This is a genomic window from Methylobacterium sp. WCS2018Hpa-22 (genome assembly GCF_031843785.1).
GTDB lineage: Bacteria > Pseudomonadota > Alphaproteobacteria > Rhizobiales > Beijerinckiaceae > Methylobacterium.
In genome coordinates, this window is record NZ_JAVTJA010000001.1 from 198807 (window position 1) to 216914 (window position 18108).

General features: G+C 68.4%; 19 protein-coding genes. 9 read left to right on the forward strand and 10 right to left on the reverse strand.

Translation table 11 applies throughout. From position 1 onward, the window contains the following. The first annotated feature begins 142 nt into the window (after positions 1-142). From RQI43_RS00890 to RQI43_RS00925, 8 genes are all read left to right on the forward strand, one after another. Positions 143-1504, forward strand: a complete 1362-nt coding sequence (locus tag RQI43_RS00890; protein WP_311273910.1) for an 8-oxoguanine deaminase — start codon at positions 143-145, stop codon at positions 1502-1504. A gap of 115 nt (positions 1505-1619) precedes the next feature. Beyond that, entirely contained in the window at positions 1620-3245 is a 1626-nt protein-coding gene (locus tag RQI43_RS00895) for an ABC transporter ATP-binding protein (protein ID WP_311273911.1), read from the forward strand. Continuing rightward, the gene (locus RQI43_RS00900) at positions 3235-4311 is read left to right on the forward strand and encodes an ABC transporter permease (RefSeq protein ID WP_311273912.1); all 1077 of its coding nucleotides are present in this window, start codon (positions 3235-3237) and stop codon (positions 4309-4311) included. The genes RQI43_RS00895 and RQI43_RS00900 overlap by 11 nt, the downstream gene beginning before the upstream one ends. 115 nt (positions 4312-4426) lie before the next feature. Further along, on the forward strand, positions 4427-5353 hold the full coding sequence (locus RQI43_RS00905; RefSeq protein WP_311273913.1) for an ABC transporter permease: 927 nt from the start codon (positions 4427-4429) through the stop codon (positions 5351-5353). A 36-nt stretch (positions 5354-5389) separates the two neighbouring features. After that, the gene (locus RQI43_RS00910; protein WP_311273914.1) at positions 5390-6460 is read left to right on the forward strand and encodes a BMP family ABC transporter substrate-binding protein; all 1071 of its coding nucleotides are present in this window, start codon (positions 5390-5392) and stop codon (positions 6458-6460) included. A 227-nt stretch (positions 6461-6687) separates the two neighbouring features. Further along, on the forward strand, positions 6688-7413 hold the full coding sequence (locus RQI43_RS00915) for an NrtR DNA-binding winged helix domain-containing protein (protein ID WP_056453047.1): 726 nt from the start codon (positions 6688-6690) through the stop codon (positions 7411-7413). An 18-nt stretch (positions 7414-7431) separates the two neighbouring features. Then, positions 7432-8415 (forward strand): SPFH domain-containing protein, encoded by a 984-nt coding sequence (locus tag RQI43_RS00920; protein ID WP_311273915.1) that lies wholly within the window; start codon positions 7432-7434, stop codon positions 8413-8415. Between the two features lie 2 nt (positions 8416-8417). Beyond that, on the forward strand, positions 8418-9311 hold the full coding sequence (locus RQI43_RS00925) for a hypothetical protein (protein WP_311273916.1): 894 nt from the start codon (positions 8418-8420) through the stop codon (positions 9309-9311). Positions 9312-9956: 645 nt separating this feature from the next. Here the strand turns inward: RQI43_RS00925 and RQI43_RS00930 are convergent. The 9 genes from RQI43_RS00930 to RQI43_RS00970 all read right to left on the reverse strand — a co-directional run bounded on the left by RQI43_RS00930 (position 9957) and on the right by RQI43_RS00970 (position 15508). Continuing rightward, the gene (locus RQI43_RS00930) at positions 9957-10178 is read right to left on the reverse strand and encodes a hypothetical protein (protein WP_311273917.1); all 222 of its coding nucleotides are present in this window, start codon (positions 10176-10178) and stop codon (positions 9957-9959) included. Between the two features lie 127 nt (positions 10179-10305). Then, positions 10306-11454 (reverse strand): chromosome partitioning protein ParA, encoded by a 1149-nt coding sequence (locus RQI43_RS00935; protein WP_311273918.1) that lies wholly within the window; start codon positions 11452-11454, stop codon positions 10306-10308. Positions 11455-11578: 124 nt separating this feature from the next. After that, positions 11579-12070: a YidB family protein gene (locus tag RQI43_RS00940; protein ID WP_056425030.1), complete on the reverse strand. Its 492-nt coding sequence runs from the start codon at positions 12068-12070 to the stop codon at positions 11579-11581. Positions 12071-12224: 154 nt separating this feature from the next. Beyond that, entirely contained in the window at positions 12225-12659 is a 435-nt protein-coding gene (locus RQI43_RS00945; RefSeq protein WP_311273919.1) for a BA14K family protein, read from the reverse strand. Between the two features lie 178 nt (positions 12660-12837). Beyond that, positions 12838-13275 carry a CsbD family protein gene (locus RQI43_RS00950; RefSeq protein ID WP_311273920.1) on the reverse strand — a complete coding sequence of 146 codons (438 nt, stop codon included), beginning with the start codon at positions 13273-13275 and terminating at the stop codon, positions 12838-12840. Positions 13276-13360: 85 nt separating this feature from the next. Then, positions 13361-13564, reverse strand: a complete 204-nt coding sequence (locus RQI43_RS00955; protein ID WP_311273921.1) for a CsbD family protein — start codon at positions 13562-13564, stop codon at positions 13361-13363. A 77-nt stretch (positions 13565-13641) separates the two neighbouring features. After that, positions 13642-14562, reverse strand: coding sequence for a PhnA-like protein (locus tag RQI43_RS00960; protein WP_311273922.1), 921 nt, complete (start codon positions 14560-14562; stop codon positions 13642-13644). A 222-nt stretch (positions 14563-14784) separates the two neighbouring features. Continuing rightward, positions 14785-15288, reverse strand: coding sequence for a CsbD family protein (locus tag RQI43_RS00965; RefSeq protein WP_311273923.1), 504 nt, complete (start codon positions 15286-15288; stop codon positions 14785-14787). Between the two features lie 58 nt (positions 15289-15346). Beyond that, complete coding sequence (locus tag RQI43_RS00970; RefSeq protein ID WP_200919214.1) at positions 15347-15508, reverse strand: CsbD family protein; 162 nt, start codon at positions 15506-15508, stop codon at positions 15347-15349. A 531-nt stretch (positions 15509-16039) separates the two neighbouring features. Between RQI43_RS00970 and RQI43_RS00975 the strand changes: the two genes are divergently transcribed. Next, positions 16040-16651, forward strand: a complete 612-nt coding sequence (locus RQI43_RS00975; protein ID WP_311273924.1) for a sigma-70 family RNA polymerase sigma factor — start codon at positions 16040-16042, stop codon at positions 16649-16651. 110 nt (positions 16652-16761) lie between these two features. Here the strand turns inward: RQI43_RS00975 and RQI43_RS00980 are convergent, their stop codons facing one another. After that, positions 16762-17994 carry an FAD-dependent monooxygenase gene (locus RQI43_RS00980; protein ID WP_311273925.1) on the reverse strand — a complete coding sequence of 411 codons (1233 nt, stop codon included), beginning with the start codon at positions 17992-17994 and terminating at the stop codon, positions 16762-16764. Positions 17995-18108: the final 114 nt, after the last annotated feature.

Genomic DNA, 18108 nt, shown 5'->3' on the forward strand with positions numbered 1-18108 from the left:
TTCCGAGGAACGCGCCGGTCGGGAAGGTTCGCGGCCGGCGGGGAGCGCTTCTGGAAGGACGCGTCCGTCCACCTTACACCAAGGCGTGACGAGGCCGGGGCAACGCTCCGTCTTTCCTCCGGCGAAGGGACTGACGGGCACGATGGCAGAAGCGGGCACACCGAGGCGGGTCTGGATCCGCAATCCGCTGGCGATCCTCGCGGAGGATGCGGGCGGGGGCATCGTCGTCGAGGGAACGCGGATCGTCGAGCGGATCGCGGCGGGAGCGCAGCCTTCGCGAGCCGTGGACGAGACCTTCGACGCGAGCCGCCACGTCGTCATTCCCGGGCTCGTGAACACGCATCACCATTTCTTCCAGACGCTGACGCGCGCCCATCCGGTGGCGTTGAACAAGCCGTTGTTCCCGTGGCTGCAGGCCCTCTACACGGTGTGGGACAAGATCAACCCCGACGCGTTCCGCCTCGCGACCCGGCTCGCCTATACCGAGCTCCTGCTCTCGGGCTGCACCACGGCGGGCGACCACCACTACCTCTTTCCCAAGGGCCTCGAATCCGCCGTCGACATCCAGGTCGAGGAAGCGGGCCTGATCGGCATCCGCGCCTTCGTCACCCGTGGCTCCATGAGCCTGTCGGTGCGCGACGGCGGTCTGCCGCCCGAATGCCTGACGCAGGACGACGATACGATCCTGGCCGATAGCGAGCGGGTGCTGCGTCTGTTCCACGATCCGAAGCCGGGGGCGATGGTGCAGATCGGTCTGGCGCCCTGCTCGCCCTTCAGCGTGACGAAGCGCGTGATGCGCGAGAGCGCGGCGCTGGCCGAGCGCTACGATTGCCGCCTGCACACCCATCTCGGCGAGACCCTGGACGAGAACACATACTGTCTCGATGTCTTCGGCCAACGCCCGGTGGATTACATCGAGGAGATTGGCTGGATGCAGAGCCGGACCTGGCTCGCCCACGGCATCCATTTCGACGACGAGGAGGTGGTCCGGCTCGGCAGGGCGGGTGTCGGCGTGTGCCATTGCCCGACGTCGAACATGACGCTCGCCTCCGGCCAGTGCCGGACCTGCGAGCTGGAGGCCGCCGGCTCACCGGTGGGGCTCGGCGTCGACGGGTCGGCCTCGAACGACAATTCCAACCTGATGGAAGGCGTTCGCCACGCCCTGATGCTCAACCGCCTGACCTACGGCGCTCAGCGCGTCACCCATCTCGACGCCCTGCGCTGGGCGACGGAGGGCTCGGCCGCCTGCCTCGGCCGAAGGGATATCGGCCGGATCGAGGAGGGCCGCGAGGCCGATCTCGCCCTGTTCACCCTCGACGAACTCCGCTTTTCCGGCGCCCACGACCCGCTGGCGGCGCTGGTCCTGTGCGGCGCCCACAGGGCCGACCGGGTGATGGTGGCGGGGAGCTGGCGGGTGGTGGACGGGCAGCCGTTGGGCATCGAGACCGGGCAGCTGCGCGAGGCCCATACCCGCCTCGCCCATGCGCTGCGGAGCGGATCGTGACGGCGGCCGCGGGCAGGAAGGCGGGCGGGTTGCGTGCTCGCCCGATCCTGCGCTGCCCCCCGCAATGGCGGCGTGGTCCGATGGGCTCGCTATGGAATCGGGGAACCCAGCCCTCATGACGGATGCGACTCCGAGCCCGGCTCCCGCTACCCCGGCTCCCGCTACCCCGGCTCTTGCCGGCCAGATTGGCGCGACGCCGCTGTTCGGTGCCTACGGCATCGTCAAGCGCTTCGGCGACTTCACGGCAAATGACGGCGTCGACCTCGAAATCCGCGCCGGGGAGATCCATGCCCTGCTCGGCGAGAACGGGGCCGGCAAGTCGACGCTCATGAAGATCCTCTACGGGCTTCTGGAACCCACCGAAGGGGTCGTGACCCATCGCGGCGACATCGTGAAGCTCGCCAACCCCGAAGCCGCGCGGGCGCTCGGCATCGGCATGGTGTTCCAGCACTTCTCCCTCTGCGAGAACCTCACCGTGGCGGAGAACATCGCCCTGGTGATGCCGCCCGACATGAGCCCGAAGGCGCTCAGGGAAAAGATGTCCACGGTGGGCGCCACCTACGGCCTGCATCTCGATCCGCATCGCCCGGTCTGGTCGCTCTCGGCCGGCGAGCGCCAGCGTATCGAGATCATCCGCTGCCTGCTGCAGGACCCGCGCCTCGTCATCCTCGACGAGCCGACATCGGTGCTGACGCCGGGTGAGGCGGAAGGCCTGTTCACGGTGCTGGAGCGACTGCGCGACGAGGGCCGGGCGCTGCTCTACATCTCGCACCGCCTCGACGAGGTGCGACGGCTCTGCTCCCGCGCCACCATCCTGCGTGGCGGCAAGGTCGTGGGCGCCTGCGACCCGCGCCAGGAGAGCGCCCGGTCGCTGGCGGCGATGATGGTGGGCGTCCAGGTCGGCGAGGTGAAGCCGCCCTCCGGCATGCCCCTCGGGGCGCCCCGGCTCGTCCTCTCCAATCTCTCGCTGGCGACGTCGGGCCTGCACGGCACGGCGCTGAGCGACATCTCGCTCACGGTCTCGGGCGGGGAGATCGTCGGCATCGCGGGCATCGCCGGCAACGGGCAGGCCGAGTTGTTCGATGCGCTGTCCGGCGAGGCTTCGGCACCCGAGGCCGGCATGGTGACGTTCGACGGCGTTCCGGCCGGGCGCCTCGGCATCACCGAGCGACGCCGCCACGGGGCCTGCTTCGTGCCGGAGGAGCGCAACGGCCACGCGGCCGCCCCGACCCTGAGCCTGTCCGACAACGCCCTCCTCTCGCGCCACGCCACCGCCGGCCTCAGCCGCTTCGGTTTCCTCCGCAACGCCGCGGCCAAGGCCTTGGCGCAACGCGTGATCGCCGCCTTCGACGTGCGCAAGGCCGGGCCGGACCCCGCCGCCGGCACCCTCTCCGGCGGCAACCTGCAGAAATTCCTGATGGGGCGGGAGATCATGGCCGAGCCGGGGATCCTCGTCGTCAACCAGCCGACCTGGGGCGTCGATGCGCTCGCCGCCGCGCATATCCGACAGGCCCTGCTCGATCTCGCCGGGCGCGGGGCCGCCCTGCTGGTCATCAGCCAGGATCTCGACGAACTGTTCGAGATCGCGGGCCGCATCGCGGTCCTGCATGACGGGACGCTGTCGCGGGCGGTGCCCGCGAGCGAGACGAGCCGCGAGGCGGTGGGGCTGCTGATGGGCGGCGGAGGCATCGAATCAACGCCGCCGTCAGCGGCGAAGGAGGCGGTGGCCCATGCGCATTGACCTGTCGCCGCGCATCAACCGCTCCCCCCTCATGGACGGCCTCGCGCCGATTCTGGCCTTCGTCGTCGCCGTCGCCATCGGCGGCATCGTGGTCGCTGCCATGGGCCGTTCGCCGGCCGCCGCCTTCGTCACCTATTTCGTCGCGCCGTTGAGCGAGGTGTGGTCCCTGCAGGAGGTGGCGCTGAAGGCCGCGCCCCTCGCCCTCATCGCCATCGGCCTCGCCTTCTGCTTCCGCGCCAATGTCTGGAATATCGGCGCCGAGGGCCAGTTCGTCGTCGGTGGCCTGTTCGGCGGCTGGATCGCCGTGGCGACGCACGGGGCGGAGGGGAACACCCTCTGGGTCCTACCGCTGATGCTCGCCGTGGGCACGCTGGCCGGCATCGCCTATGCGCTGATCCCGGCTTTGCTCAAGGTCTGGCTCGGCGTCTCCGAGATCCTGACGAGCCTGATGCTGGTCTATGTCGCCGAATTGCTGCTCGACTACATGGCGCGTGGACCCTTGCGCGACCCGGCGGGCTACAACTTTCCCCAGAGCGTCACCTTCGACGACGCGGCCCGCCTCCCCTACCTGATGGAGGGCGACACGCTCCATGCCGGCGTCCTCATCGCCCTGGTGGCGGTAATCGTCGCCGCCATCGTGCTGGCGCGGACCTTGTTCGGCTTCGAGGTCCGGGTGGTGGGGGCGAGCCCGCGCGCCGCCCGTTTCGCCGGGTTCAGCGACGTCCGCCTGACGCTCGCGGTCTTCGCGGTCTCGGGCGGGGCGGCGGGGCTCGCCGGGATCGCCGAGGTGGCGGGCAAGATCGGCCAGCTCCAGCCGTCGATCTCGCCGGGCTACGGTTTCACCGCCATCATCGTCGCCTTCCTCGGCCGGCTCTCCCCGCTGGGAATCCTGGTGGCGGCCCTGGTGATCGCGCTCACGACCATCGGCGGCGAGGGCGCGCAGATCGACCTCAAGCTGCCCCTCGACCTCACCCGCGCCTTCCAGGGATTGCTGCTCGCCCTCGTGCTCGGGGCGGACGCCCTGTCGCGCTACCGCGTCCGTTTCGTGCCGGGGACGGCAACGTGACGGGCGTGACACCCCTGTCGGCCCGGCCCGCGCGCATGATCCGTCCCCGCGCTCCGTGGCGAGAGACGACCCGCAAGGCGGCTGGACGGACGGCGCGTCGAAGGAAGCTCGCACCATGACTCTCGACGTCCTGCAGATGGTGCTCGTCACCATCGTCGCCGCCGCGACGCCTCTGATGCTCGCGGCGCTCGGCGAACTCGTGGTCGAGCGGTCCGGCGTGCTCAATCTCGGCGTCGAGGGCATGATGGTGCTCGGCGCCGCGACGGGCTTCGCGGTGGCCGTGGAGACGGGCTCGACATTGGCCGGAGCGGTGGCGGGGGCGGGCGCCGGCCTCGCTCTGTCGGCCCTGTTCGGAATCCTCACCGTGGTGCTCGCCGCCAACCAGATCGCGTCCGGGCTCGCCATGACGATCCTCGGCCTCGGCCTCTCGGGACTGGTCGGCGCCTCCTATGTCGGCATGAAGCGGGAATCGGCGTCGCATCTCGCCATTCCCGGCCTCACCGACCTTCCCGGCATCGGCCGGCTGTTCTTCGGACAGGATGCGTTCGTCTATGCCGGCTTCGCTCTCGTGGCCGGAATCGCATGGTTCCTGTGGCGGACCAGGGCCGGTCTCGCGCTCCGCGCCATCGGCGACGACCACACCTCCACCCACGCGCTCGGCCTCAAGGTGCGCAAGGTCCGGTTCCTCGCGGTGCTGTTCGGCGGCGCCTGCGCCGGTCTCGCCGGCGCCTATCTCTCCCTCGCCTACACGCCGTTCTGGGCCCCCGCCATGACCGCCGGCCGCGGCTGGATCGCCCTCGCCCTCGTCGTCTTCGCCTCCTGGCGCCCGCTACGGGTGATGGCCGGCGCGATGCTGTTCGGCGGAGCCACGGTGCTGCAGCTTCACGCGCAGGCAGCGGGTCTCGGGCTGCCCGGCCAAGCCCTCTCGGCCCTGCCCTATCTCGCCACCATCCTGGCCCTCGTCTTGCTCTCCCTGGGGCGACGACAGGGCGGCTCGGTGGCCCCGGCCTCGCTCGGCCGCGTGTTCACGCCGTTCCGCTGAACGGCGCTTTTCGAAGAGGACGACGGTGATATGGGGATGATCAAGGGGGTCGCCGTCGCTGTGGCGCTCGCGCTGGGGCTCGGTGCGGCCCAGGCGCAGGAGAAGCCGGCGGGCAAGCTGAAGGTCGGCTTCATCTATGTCGGGCCGGTGGCCGATTTCGGCTACTCGTTTCAGCACGACCAGAGCCGCAAGGCGTTGCTGGCGGCCATGCCGGACAAGGTCGAGACGAGCTTCCTCGAGAACGTGCCCGAGGCGGACAGCGAACGCTCCATCGAGAGCCTGGCGCGCTCGGGCCATCAGCTGATCTTCACCACCTCCTTCGGCTTCATGGAGCCCACCCTGAAGGTGGCCAAGAAATTCCCGAAGGTGAAGTTCGAGCATGCCACCGGCTACAAGCGCTCGGCCAACGTCTCGACCTATTCGGCACGGTTCTACGAGGGCCGCTACATCTGCGGCGAGATCGCCGGCAGGCTCTCCAAGACCGGCACGGTGGGCTACATCGCCTCGTTCCCGATCCCCGAGGTGGTGAGCGGCATCAATGCCTTCATGCTCGGCGCGCAATCGGTGAACCCCAACATCAAGCTCAAGATCGTCTGGGTGAACACCTGGTTCGATCCGGGCAAGGAGGCCGAGGCGGCCAAGGCCTTGCTGGCGCAGGGGGCCGACATCCTGTCCCAGCACACCGATTCCGCCGCTCCGCTGCAGGAGGCGGAGAAGCAGGGCAAGTTCGCCTTCGGCCAGTCCTCCGACCAGATGCGCTTCGCCCCGAAGGCTCAGCTCACCTCCATCGTCGACGATTGGGATGGCTACGTGATCGGCGAGGCCAAGGCCGTTCTCGACGGCACCTGGAAAAGCCACGACACCTGGGGCGGGATCAAGGAGGGCATGGTGGTGCTGGCGCCCTTCGCCAACATGCCCGACGACGTGAAGGCCAAGGCCGAGGCCTCCAAGAAGGCGATCGCCGACGGTACGCTCCATCCCTTCAAGGGGCCGGTCCTGAAACAGGATGGCAGCGTCGCCGTGAAGGAAGGCGAGACCGCCCCCGACCCGATGATCCTCGGCATGAACTGGTATGTGAAGGGCATCGACGACAAGCTGCCGAACTGACCCCGTCGCACCTGTAGCATCGATCCATTCCGGCCCGAAGAACCGGCCGTCGCACCTCAGGTGACGGCCGGTTTTTTCGTGCCTGGGGCGACGGAAGCTCTGTGGCCGATTCCTTTTCCGGACGCAGTCGCCGGACGAGGCCGGAACCCTGGACCCCGGCGACGCACCTCTTGCCTTATATGCTCGATGCATCTAACTAAGATGCATCGAGCATATAAGGCTATCCCGTGACCGAAGCCGAGTTCCTGGCGGAGTATGATCCCGCCGCCTACGAGCGCCCTGCCCTCGCCGTCGATCTCGTCCTGCTGGGACTGCGCGCGGGCCGGCTCGCGGCGCTGCTGCTGAAGCGGGACCAGCTTCCGCATGGCGGCCGCTGGGCGCTGCCCGGCGGCTTCGTCGGCATCGACCAGACCCTCGATGCGGCGGCCCTGCATGTCCTGCAGGAGAAGGCCGGCATCGCCAGGGCGCATCTGGAGCAGCTCTACACATTCGGCGCCCTCGACCGCGATCCGCGGATGCGGATCATCAGCGTCGCCTATCTGGCTCTTCTGCCGGAGGCTGACTTCGCTGAGGCGCTGGAGCGCTCGGCGGCCCTCATGCCGGCCACCATCGCGGTGCCGTGGCCGGGCGAGACGGGCGGAGAGGTGACGGCCCTGTCGCCGAAGGGAGAGACGCTTCCCCTCGCCTTCGACCATGCCGCCATCCTGGCCATGGCGATCCTGCGGTTGCGCGGCAAGCTCGACTATTCGGATGTGGGCTTTGCCCTCCTGCCCGAGCACTTCACCCTGCGCCAGTTGCAGGACGTGCACGAGGCGGTGCTCGGCACCACGCTCAACAAGCCGGCTTTCCGACGCAGAATGCTCGACCGGGGCTGGCTGGCGCCGACCGGATTGCGTGAGGCCGGAACGTCGTTCCGGCCGGCCGAACTCTACCGATTTCAACCATCTCGCTGAACGCACAGGAGGATTTCCATGGCGACGATCCGCAATATCGGCCTGATCGCGCAACTGAGGAGCGAGGCGAGCAGCCACGTCATCCGCTATCGCAAGGGACGCATCCGGCAGAGCGGCCGGGGCCTCGTGTTCTGGTTCCGCCCCGAGACGTCGAGCATCGCCGAAGTGCCGATGGACGACCGCGAGATGACGTTGTTCGTGCGGGGCCGCAGCCAGGATTTCCAGGCCGTCGCCGTGCAGGGGACGATCGGCTGGCACGTGGTCGATCCCGAGCGGTTGGCGAACCGCATCGATTTCTCCATCGGCCTTCGCAACGGAAAGCTCCAGGGTGAGCCGATCGAGAAGATCGAGGCCCGCATCGCCGGCATCGCCAGTCAGGCGGTGCTGCAATATCTCGGTGGCAAGCCGGTGCGCGCCATCCTGGATGCCGGCCCCGAGCCCCTGCGCGGAGGATTGGAGACCGTTCTGGCGGCGGACCAGTCCCTGGCCGAGATCGGCGTCTCGGCGGTGTCGGTGCGGCTTACCAACCTCGCGCCGACGAGCGAGCTCGAACGCGCCCTGCAGACCCCGACCTTCGAAGCGCTTCAGCAGAAGGCCGACGAGGCGACCTTCTCCCGTCGTGCGCTGGCCGTGGAGAAGGAGCGCGCCATCGCCGAGAACGAACTCGCCACGCGCACGGAACTGGCGCGTCGGGAGAAGCTCCTCATCTCCGAGGAGGCCGAGAACGCGCGAAGCCGCGCCGCCGGTCTCGCCGAGGCGCAAGGCGTCGAGGCGATGGCGGAAGCGGAGCGCATCCGCCTCGTCGAAGGGGCCAGGGTCCTGGCCGAGGCGCAGCGCGTCGCGATCTACCGCGACCTGCCGCCCGCGGTTCTGCTCGGCCTCGCCGCGCAGGAACTGGCGGGCAAGCTCGACACGATCGAGCATGTCAGCGTGACGCCCGACCTCCTCGCCGCCGTGATGGGCGAGTTTCACAAGCCCCGTCCGATGGTGGGAGCGCGCTAGGCATGGCCGCCCTCACCCACCGCGCGGTCTTCGTCATCCGCGAGACCGATTACGAGGCCCTGATCGCCCGGCACGCCACGAGCGGTCAGGCGCGCTTCTTCCTCGAGAGCCGTGGGCAGAAGCTCGAGGACGTGGTGGAGCGCCACGAGCGTTTCCACGCCGTGCTCGCCCGTGCGCGGGCCTCGGTTCCTGACGAGTGGCGCCAAGCCCTGGTCCGGCGGGCCGATCTCGACCGTTTCCTCTTCGCCCCCAACGACGTGATCGTCGCCGTGGGGCAGGATGGGCTCGTGGCGAATGTGGCGAAGTATCTCGGAGCGCAGCCCGTCATCGGCATCAACCCGGCGCCGGACCTCTATGACGGTATCCTCGCCCGCATCGCCGTCGAGCGGTTGGGCGCTCTCCTCCCCGCCAGCGTGAACGGTGCGGCGGCGATCGAGCGTCGCACCATGGTCCGGGCAATCCTCGACCACGGCGAGACGCTGTTTGCCCTCAACGAGATCTTCGTCGGGCATCGCAGCCACCAATCCGCACGCTATCGGATCGAGACGGCGGACGAGGCCGAGGATCATTCCTCCAGCGGGCTCATCGTGGCCTCCGGGACCGGGATCACCGGGTGGGCCCGCTCCATCGCCGAGGCGACGCATCTGACCATCTCGCTCGGAACCGAGGAGGCGGCGGTGGGCTATTGGGTGCGCGAGCCCTTCCCCAGCGTCGCCAGCACCACGCGGCTGCGCGCCGGCAAGCTGAAAGACGCCGGGCTCCTCATCACCTCGCGGATGAACGACGGCGGTGTCGTATTCGCGGACGGTATCGAGCAGGATTTCCTGCCGTTCGGATGGGGTTCCCAGGTCAGGCTCTCGCCGGCGGACCGCACCCTCAACCTCGCCGTCGGTTAGATAGTCACGGGGTTACTGTTCCAGTCTCCGCCGTGATTTTATTTCGTCACAAGATCAGTAGCCATTGCCGCCATGATAGCCGTCATAGCCTATAGCCGGCGCGAAGCCATGTGACGCCGTCGATGGGCCGCCCCAGCTATAGCTTTGTCCCATCGGGTAAACGAGACTTTCGCTCAGAGGATGGGGCGCGACAGGAGAGCCTGACCGTAATGACTTTTGCGGAGGTTGTTCAGGATTGGCGCGCTTCCTGAAGATCGAGAGGACAGATGATACGCGACGCATGCATGCCTCCGACTTAAACTTGGAAGCAAGAAACAAGTTCGCGTCAATACCGTTCCTTCATCCGCCGATTATTCGATTATGGTCGTCGTTCCGTGTTCGCGACAGGAACCTGCGGCGTTTCTACATGCCGCAGGCCATTCCGAAACATTGGTCGTCCCATCGCCCGCTACGAGCTTGCGAGCATGCTCGTCGATTGGACGATGACGACCACCAGCGTGACGAGGGCCGCGACGGCCACGGCATAGGTGATGGCCTTGGTGAACTTGGTCATGGATCCGATCCGTTTCTCTGTGTTTTGCGTGTCGCACGTCCCTGACGCCACTCTCACCGGGCAAGACGGGGCACGCGCTGTCGTCTTACGTGTCAGTCTGCGGCGTCGTCGGAGGAGCGGCCACGCGACCGCTCATAAGCCGCGATGGCGCTCGAGCATCCTTCCGAAAGGTTCGGGCGATTGCGCTTGAAGCAGGCTTTCACTTCAGGGCCGCCGGGCTTCATTCCCGCGCAGAGTCGCAGGTAATCGCCGCCGCAGCTCGCCCGCATGGCCTCCATTTCGGGGCCCTCCTGCGCCGCGGATGGCTGGGTCATGGCTAGCGCTCCGACGAGAGCGAGACCCGTCAGGGCTAAGATACGGATGGTCATGCTGCGATCTTCATAGGGGACAGGGCCGGATGGACGACCCACGCAAGCAGTGCTCGCGTGGGTCGTTGTTGCCTCAACGAGACGGCTGATTGGTAGCGGGTTGGCCGGGCGCCACGGACGGCGGAGCGGCAAGCTGCTGGCGGGTCTCGGCGAGCTTCGCCTGCGCGGCGCTCAGATCCTGCCGGGCGGAGGCCAGGCGCTCGTCGATGGAGGCAGCCTCCTTGTTGCGGGTGGCCAGGGTCTCGGTGAGCGTGGCCAGCTCTCCCTGCGCATCGGTCTGGCGCTTGCGCAGCGCGTCGAGGGCAGCGGTGCCGGCATCGCGGTCGGCGGAGAGCTTCTGCAACGCCTGCTCGGCCTGACCACGCTCGGACACGACGCGGTCGCGTTGCGCCTGGACCTCGGCGAGGTCGTTGCGGACCGTCGCCAGGGCCTCGCGCGCCTGCTGGGCGTCGCGGTTGGCGAGACCGATCTCGGCAGTGAGCTTGTCCTTGTTGGCGCTCAATTCGGCGACGGCCTGATCGATTTCCGTGCGCTGCTTGGTGGCTTGCTCGGTCGCTGCCCGCGCGTCGGCCAGATCCTTCTGCGCGGCGGCGGCGGCCTCGCGGGCATTCTGCTGGCGCTCCTCGGCCTTGGCGAGGTCGGCCGTCTTGGCCGTCGCCTCCTGCGTCATGGTCGCGAGATCGGCGCGGAGCTTGGCCTCCTGCACGCGGGCGTCCTCGAGACGGCGACCGACCTCGGCGAGATCCCGGGCGCGGTCCACCGCCGACGTCTCCGCGGTGGTGATGGCCTCGCGCAACGGCGTCAGCTTTCTCTCGGCCTGCGTGACCTGGCTCTGCAGCTCGGTGAGCTTGCGGGCCTCGGCCTCGGCCGTCTGCTTTGCCTCGGCCGCCTTGGCCTCGGCCGTCTGCTGCTCCTGCGTCAGGGCTGCGCCGCGCGACTTCGCCTGCTCGGCGGCCTGGCTCGCCTGCTGGCCCTGCTGCTGGGCGGTGGCGATCTTGGCCTGGAGCGCATTCAGGGTTCCGACGGTCGAGACCTGCCGCTCCAGATCGGCGCGGAGCGCAATCTGCTGGCTCTGCAGATCTTCGATCCGATGGTCCCGGGCGCTGCGCTGGCGTGCGCCCGCGATAGAGGCGACGATGAGCCAGACCAGCAGGATCGCGGCCACGACAGCGAGGCTGAAGGGCAAGGGTCGGCGGAGTTCCGAGCGGTAGTCGATGGCCATGAGGGTCTCGCGGTGTCGGGGAAGGCGGTGGATCGAACCCCGGCGCGGCATCGCCCGGTGTCGTATGCGGCCGGCGCAGTCATGCGCCGGCCGCATCGTGGCTTCGTGTCGGGCAGGTCTGGCCTTAAGCCGGTTTGCGGCCGTCGGCGGCGTAGCGGTCGATGGCCGAGGGCAGCTCGCGCGAGAGGCGGGACAGGAGCGCGGCGCGGCTCAGCCCGGTCTGCTGGGTGAGGTGGTCGAGGGTGTCCGTGCCGATGGCACGTTCCAGATCCGCCTCGGGAATGTCGCGGTTGGCGCCCTGGTTGACCCAGGACGTCGCGGTCTCGCCATGACCGCCCTTGGTAAAGTGATCGACGAGTTCACTCAGGCCGCTGGCGATCAGCCCGCCCACGCCGGCCGTGCCGAGGCCGCCCAGAAGACTTCCGAGGCCGCCCGTGGAGCCGGTGTTCGCGCTGGTGTTGGGAATCGGCGGGACGGTGCCGTGGTTCGGGCTCAGGGACGGAGCCGACGGGGCATCGTGCCCCTTCAGCAGTTCGGCGAGCTTGTCGCGGTTCTGGTAGCCGGCCACGGCCAACAGGCCCAGCAGCGCGGTCATCGAGGGATAGCCCTTGCTCATCTGTCGTCCTTGTCGGTGGGGAGTGGGGGGCGGAAGGCAGTCCGCGGAAATCCGGCCCGGCATGGGAGCCGAGCCGGCGTTGGAAGGAGTTCCACGGGAGCCGGGGCGGAGCGACGCCGGCATTTTCCGGGCGTGTCCGGGCCCCATCGATGGATCAGGGGCAGGTGTGACGGTCGCCGTCGTTGCCGAGATAGGTTCCGCTGGCCGCGTCGTAAGAGCGGAAACGGCGGGCGCAGGCTGCGACGGCCTCGGCCGGGACCCCACGCGGGGCGGCCTGGGCCTGCGAGTTGGCGATGGCACCGCCGATGATGGCCCCCGCCGCAAGGCCTGCCACGCCTGCGCCGACGGCGGCGCCCACGCCGGGACCACGGCGGTAGCCGTAGCCACGACGATGGCCGTAGCCCCGGCCGTATCCACGCCCGCCACGCCAGCCGTGCCGATGACCGAAGCGACGGTGCTGCACGTACCCGGTCGGTAGGTCACCACGGACCAGCGCCTCGATCGGAGAGACGGTGGCCGGGGAGGCCTGGGCCGGAAGCCCGATCAGGGTTGCGGCCAAGGTGGCGGCGAGGGCGAAGGGCAGCTTCATCGTGAGGTGGTCTCCTGACGTAAGATGGGGAAATGCCGAAACCGGATCAGTAGCCCCGACGGTTCGGCGGGGCGGCGGACCTGCCGCCGAAGCGGCGGCTGACATAGGCGATGACCTTCGGAAGCAGGAAGGCAGTCAGGAGCTTGCGGATCATGGGATGGTCTCCGAGGACGAGGGATCAACGCTTGGAACGGGACAGCCATCCGACCGCGAAAGCGACGGCGGCGAGGCCGAACAGGGCGGAGGCTCGGTTGTTGTCGGCGTAGCGAACGGCCTGCCGGCCGTAGGTCGTGCCGCGCTTGCGGGCGTGACGCGCGAGGTCGCGCCCATCGGCAATGAGGTGTCCGGCCCGATCTCGCGCCTCGTCAACGAGGTGACGTCCGTCCTCGACGAGATTTCCGGCGCGATCCCGGATCTCATGGGCGATGTCTCGGCCATCCTGGGCCAAATCCTCGGCCCGGCCACGGGCCCGGCCGTAGGCGTATTGCGCACCGCCGGCCACCTGATTGACGGCGCCGCGCACCTGACGGGCGGGATCACCGGTGATTCCGCCGAGCGCGGTCTGGGCGCGGCCCGTGAGGTGGCGGGATGCGCCGCGGAACTGGTCGCCGTTCATGAGATACTCCCGAGTTCGAAATGGATGGAGGTGACGGGCCCCAGATCGGGTCGGGGCCCGCCCTTTCGGGTCAGCGTTTGCGGGGTCAGTGCTTGCCCGTGACCTTGTCGACCACCGAGGCGACGCCATCCTTGGCCTCGCCGACGGTGCGCTGGGCCTCGCCCTTGAGTTCCTGGGCCTTGCCCTCGGCGACCAGCTTGTCGTTGCCCGTGACCTTGCCGGCGGCCTGCTTGACGTTGCCGGCGGCTTCGTTGGCGAGGCCCTTCAGCTTGTCCGTGGTGCTGCTCATGGGGATGCTCCTTCGGTTCGGGGATGAGATCGCAGGGGGAGGTCCGGCCGGTCGCGGGTGACCGGCCGGGGATCGGCTCAGGCGCGGCGGGCGCCGTAGCTGTCGGCGAGGGTGTGGAGCTTCGGGGCGCCGAGGCGGCCGCCGAAGAAGCCGGCGAGCGCGCCGAGGATCAGGGCGAGCGCACCGTAGAAGGCGCCCTGGGTGGCGGCGGACTTGGCGGCCACGGCTGCGGCCTCGGCCTTCTGCTTGGCGGTGGCGACGGTCTCTTCGTACTGCTTGCGGTAGTCCTGGATCTGCGTCTTGGCCTGTTCGACCGGGATGCCCTGGGCCTTGGCCAGCGCGTCGGCGGCGCGGTTCTCGGCCTGGGCCTTCTGGCTCGGATCACCCGTGAACAGGGCGCGGATCGCGGCGACGGCGGCGTCCTTGGCGGCCTGCGGGTCCTGGCCGGCAGCCTGGTTGCGGACGCTCTGCTCGATGCCGTCGAGCGGGTTGGTGATCTTCGACAGCGACGGGGCAGCGGCCTGGGCCGCGGTCTGCACAGTGCCGCCGACCAGCGAGCCGGCTCCGCCCAGCGTGCTGGTCACGCCGGAGAAGGCGCCGCCGATGAGGCCGCCCGCAGCGGAGGTGAGAAGATACAGGACGACGAGGGTGGTCACCGCCCAGGAGACGAGGCCGTGCAGGCCGGCCGCGCCCGTGACGGGCTTGCCCGAGAGACGCCCGGCGATGAAGCCGCCCGCCAGGGCGGCCACGATGCCCGAGACGATGAACCAGATGCCGGCGCTGAGCGACAGGGTCGAGGCGGCCGGGTTATCGGCGGCCACCGGTCCGACGCTGGACAGGCCGATGCCGACGCCGACCATGTTGAGGATGACCTGGGTCACCAGGGCGGTGACGGCGCCGGCGAAGATCGCGCCCCACGACACCTGGTTCAGCAGGACGGTGCGGGTGTCGGCGGCGGCCGGGGTGGATGAGGTCGCAAGAAGGGGGGAAGTGGACACGATACTGGTACTCCGGGTCGTCGGTCGTCCGAGAAGCTCGGTCGTTCGGGGGTGGGTGAAGTCATGGGTCCGACCGCGCCGTCACGGCGCAGTCGGACCGATCGATCGCGGCGCTAGAGCTGCGCCCGACCACGTTGGGTCGCGGCACATCTCCAGGCCTTTGTTTTGCCGCGCTCTTTTTCGCCGAACCGGCATCCACTTCGGCGGAGAGCGCTCTAAGCGTCAGTCGCGGCCGTGGATGAGGAGGCCGATTCCGTAGCCGAGGAGGCCGGCGACCAGCAGGGCGGCGACAGGGTGCTCGGCGATCTGGTTGCTGGCTTCGCGGCCGCCTTGGCGCAGATAATTGCCGCCGTTTTCGTAGGCGTCCTCGGCCCGGTCATAGGCCTCGCCGCCAGCGCTGCGGACGGAGCGCTCGGCGCGGTCGTAGGTGTCGGCAGCGGCGCCCTGGGCGCGGCGCGCGCGGTCCTCGACGTCGTCGGACCCGATCAGGTTTCCGACCGTGTCGCGAACCTTGCCGCCGATGTCGCGGGCGGTATCGACCACTTGATCGGCCGCGTCGCGCACGGTGTCCTTGGCCTGGCCATACAGGTTCTCGGCAGCACCCTGTGCCTCACGGGCACGGCCCTCCGCCGAATCCCGCTTCGAACCAGTGAGGTCGCCCACCGTGCCCTGCACTTTGCCGCCGAGTTCCTTGGCGGCGCCCGTGATGCGATCCGCATCGACCATGATGTCTCTCCTGTTCTTGTCGTGAAGGATGTTCGTGAAGCGTGACGGTCCGCCGAAGCTACGACTTTGGGGTGGTCTTCGGTTTCACGTCGGGTTTCAGTAATTTCTGCTGAGATCTGCCATCGGCTTCGACTTCTGGGTCTCCGACCAGTTTTCCGATGGCCTCTTTCACCGAGGCCTTGAGCTTGTCGGAAGCATCGGTCGTCTTTTGCGCGCTCACGGGATGCTCCAATGCCTCAGCGACTGACACACCCCTCAAGTGGCCCGTGCTCACTACCGAGCAATGATGCAAATCTACTAGTAGAGTGATTTTTATTCGTCAGTTCAGAGCAAGGGGAAACTGTCGCTACGGCTCTGGACAACGTCTGCGGAATGCTCGTGGAGCTTCCGGCGGGCGGCCTCCGTGTGGCCGCCCGTCATGACGATCGAGACAAGACAGTCCTTGCGCCCGCCGACCCGCCGAAGCTCATGCCTGCCGCCGCCAACCACCTTCGACCGCCTTCCGTGCCGCCTGTATCAAGCCCGCCTCTAACAGGTGGGGGTGGCCGGCGGTTCCGATGTGTGAAAGCGAAAGACTGGTATATCTGGATCATTGACGTGAACGTGAGCGATCATCCAAAAGCGCGTACGTATTCTCAACCGTAGAAGCACGGCGACCTCCGGCCGCTATCCGGTACAAGGACGTATCTGCGGAATGTACGTCACCACAGAAGCTAAAGAATCTTCATATCCAGATGGCTCGAATCCCCCTGTGCAGGATGAGCTTGGACGAAGACTTGAAGAGCTCATTCCGAGAGCGGGCACGGTCGAGGCCGATACGCGGCTCGGTAGGGTTCTGCTCCGGCTCAGGGCCGCCCTGCTCGACGCGGAGGCGGAGCGGCAGGTCTCGAAGGCGTTCGGCGACGGGTTGATCGCCCTCGTGCCGCGCCTGCGCCGCTTCGCTCTCCTGCGCACCGGCAACATCGTGGAGGCCGACGACATGGTCCGGGCCACGCTGATGCGGGCCTGGGAACAGCGCTCCCGGTTCGCTGAGGGCACCAGCCTCGTGGCGTGGCTGTTCACGATCCTGCGCAATATCCACCACAACAAGCACAGGCGCGTGAGGCGCCGGATCTTGGATTTCGACGGTGCCGTCGCGGCCGAACACTCGGCTGCTGCCAACCAGCAGCAAGGGGCCGCCCATCTCGTATTACAGGCCGCCCTGGATGCCGTTCCCATGGAGGAGCGAGAGACGTTGTTGCTGGTGACGGTGGATGGACTCACGCATGAGGAGGCGGCCGCCGTGCTTGGCTGCCCCGTCGGCACCGTGAAGGGCCGGGTGAGCCAGGCGCGTTACCGCCTCACCCTTGCCCTGGGCCAATGACGACGATGTCCGCGCGCCTGCGCTGAGGGTGAGGAGTCGCCCGGCCGTTCGGTCCGGTGTCCGTCGCTCGGCTGGCCCTGTCGGGTCCCGGCGCTATCGTCGCGCCGCGATCAAACTGTCCGAAGCGTGGAGGATGGCCCCTCGTCAGCCGTGGTCGGAGGGTCGTAACGCGACATGTCGGGTGCCTTCGGCGCATTCGAGAACAGTTTTCCCGCGATACGCCGTGTGATGGGCATGCTGGCGAAGCGCAACGCACCGTGGAGGAGACGGATGCCGAGGCGGCTTTTCGGGTTCGCCAATTTCGGGGCGATCTTCGGGACGCCCTGGCCCTGCTCGACCATCGGTCGCATCGCCCTCTCGTAGGCATCGAAGCCCGAGCGAATATCGGCGGTCCGCGAGAGCTCGTGGGCCAGCACGAAGGCGCCGGTTATGGCGAGGGTAGTGCCGATGCCCGCGAGCGGCGTGGCGCACCAGGCCGCATCACCCACCAGTGAGACGCGGCCCTTCGACCAGTGCGGCATCCGGACCTGGCGAAGGACGTCGAAGTAGAAATCCTCCGTCGTGTCCAGGCCGGCGAGGACACGTCCGGTCTGCCAGCCGGCACCGGCGAAGCGCTCCCGCAGGAACGCCTTCTGCTGGTCGCTGTCCCAGCTTTGCTCGTTCCCCGGCGGCTGCCGGAGGGACAGCATCGCCCGCGTGGTGCCGTTGCGATCAGGTCGAAGCGAGACGCTCCGGCCACCGGTCGCGTTGTACCAGCGCCAGAGTCGGTCGTCGTCGGAGACGCGCGGGATGGTGAAATAGGCGATGACGAGATCCATCCAGCGCGGATCGTTCTCGCCGGGGAAGACGAGCTCGCGCGTCGCCGAACCGACACCCTCGGCGATGACGACGGCGTCGTAGCGCTCGGTGCGACCGTTCGCGAAGGTGACGGTCGCCGCCTCCCCGTCCTGGTCAATCCTGTCGATGCTGTCACCGAAGCGAAACCGTGCCGTGTCGCGCCCGGCCTCGTAGAGAAGGCGGGCGAGGTCCCCGCGCAGGATCTCCATCTCGGCCGTCGGTCCGTCGCCGCCGTCCCTGTCCACGAGGAATTGAGCGGCGATCCGGCCCTCGTCATCGACCCAAGCGGTTCCGGTTTCGCCCGTTCCGCGTTCGAGGGCGATCTGTTCCAGCCCCATCCGGCGCAGTACCTCACGGCCGACGCCGCGCACGTCGATGTTCTGGCCGCCGTCCCGGAAGGCGGGTGCCCGTTCGACCACGGTGACCTCGTTTCCGAGATGGGCGAGCCACCATGCGAGGGTACAGCCGGCCACGCTGGCTCCGGTGACGAGGATGCGATGAGCCATGAAATGTCCGGAGCGTGGTGACGATGTGGGGCTGGATCTAGGTTCCGAGCACGGAAGCACCAGCGGACGATCGATGTCAGGGGGCAGGCTTCCCGACTTCGACGCTAGGAATTC

What these genes read in the sequence shown, in the direction of transcription:
- RQI43_RS00890 (WP_311273910.1), top strand. Translation starts at nt 143, where the DNA reads ATGGCAGAAGCGGGCACACCGAGGCGGGTCTGGATCCGCAATCCGCTG.
- RQI43_RS00895 (WP_311273911.1), top strand. Translation starts at nt 1,620, where the DNA reads ATGACGGATGCGACTCCGAGCCCGGCTCCCGCTACCCCGGCTCCCGCT.
- RQI43_RS00900 (WP_311273912.1), top strand. Translation starts at nt 3,235, where the DNA reads ATGCGCATTGACCTGTCGCCGCGCATCAACCGCTCCCCCCTCATGGAC.
- RQI43_RS00905 (WP_311273913.1), top strand. Translation starts at nt 4,427, where the DNA reads ATGACTCTCGACGTCCTGCAGATGGTGCTCGTCACCATCGTCGCCGCC.
- RQI43_RS00910 (WP_311273914.1), top strand. Translation starts at nt 5,390, where the DNA reads ATGATCAAGGGGGTCGCCGTCGCTGTGGCGCTCGCGCTGGGGCTCGGT.
- RQI43_RS00920 (WP_311273915.1), top strand. Translation starts at nt 7,432, where the DNA reads ATGGCGACGATCCGCAATATCGGCCTGATCGCGCAACTGAGGAGCGAG.
- RQI43_RS00925 (WP_311273916.1), top strand. Translation starts at nt 8,418, where the DNA reads ATGGCCGCCCTCACCCACCGCGCGGTCTTCGTCATCCGCGAGACCGAT.
- RQI43_RS00930 (WP_311273917.1), bottom strand. Translation starts at nt 10,178, where the DNA reads ATGACCCAGCCATCCGCGGCGCAGGAGGGCCCCGAAATGGAGGCCATG.
- RQI43_RS00935 (WP_311273918.1), bottom strand. Translation starts at nt 11,454, where the DNA reads ATGGCCATCGACTACCGCTCGGAACTCCGCCGACCCTTGCCCTTCAGC.
- RQI43_RS00940 (WP_056425030.1), bottom strand. Translation starts at nt 12,070, where the DNA reads ATGAGCAAGGGCTATCCCTCGATGACCGCGCTGCTGGGCCTGTTGGCC.
- RQI43_RS00945 (WP_311273919.1), bottom strand. Translation starts at nt 12,659, where the DNA reads ATGAAGCTGCCCTTCGCCCTCGCCGCCACCTTGGCCGCAACCCTGATC.
- RQI43_RS00950 (WP_311273920.1), bottom strand. Translation starts at nt 13,275, where the DNA reads ATGAACGGCGACCAGTTCCGCGGCGCATCCCGCCACCTCACGGGCCGC.
- RQI43_RS00955 (WP_311273921.1), bottom strand. Translation starts at nt 13,564, where the DNA reads ATGAGCAGCACCACGGACAAGCTGAAGGGCCTCGCCAACGAAGCCGCC.
- RQI43_RS00965 (WP_311273923.1), bottom strand. Translation starts at nt 15,288, where the DNA reads ATGGTCGATGCGGATCGCATCACGGGCGCCGCCAAGGAACTCGGCGGC.
- RQI43_RS00980 (WP_311273925.1), bottom strand. Translation starts at nt 17,994, where the DNA reads ATGGCTCATCGCATCCTCGTCACCGGAGCCAGCGTGGCCGGCTGTACC.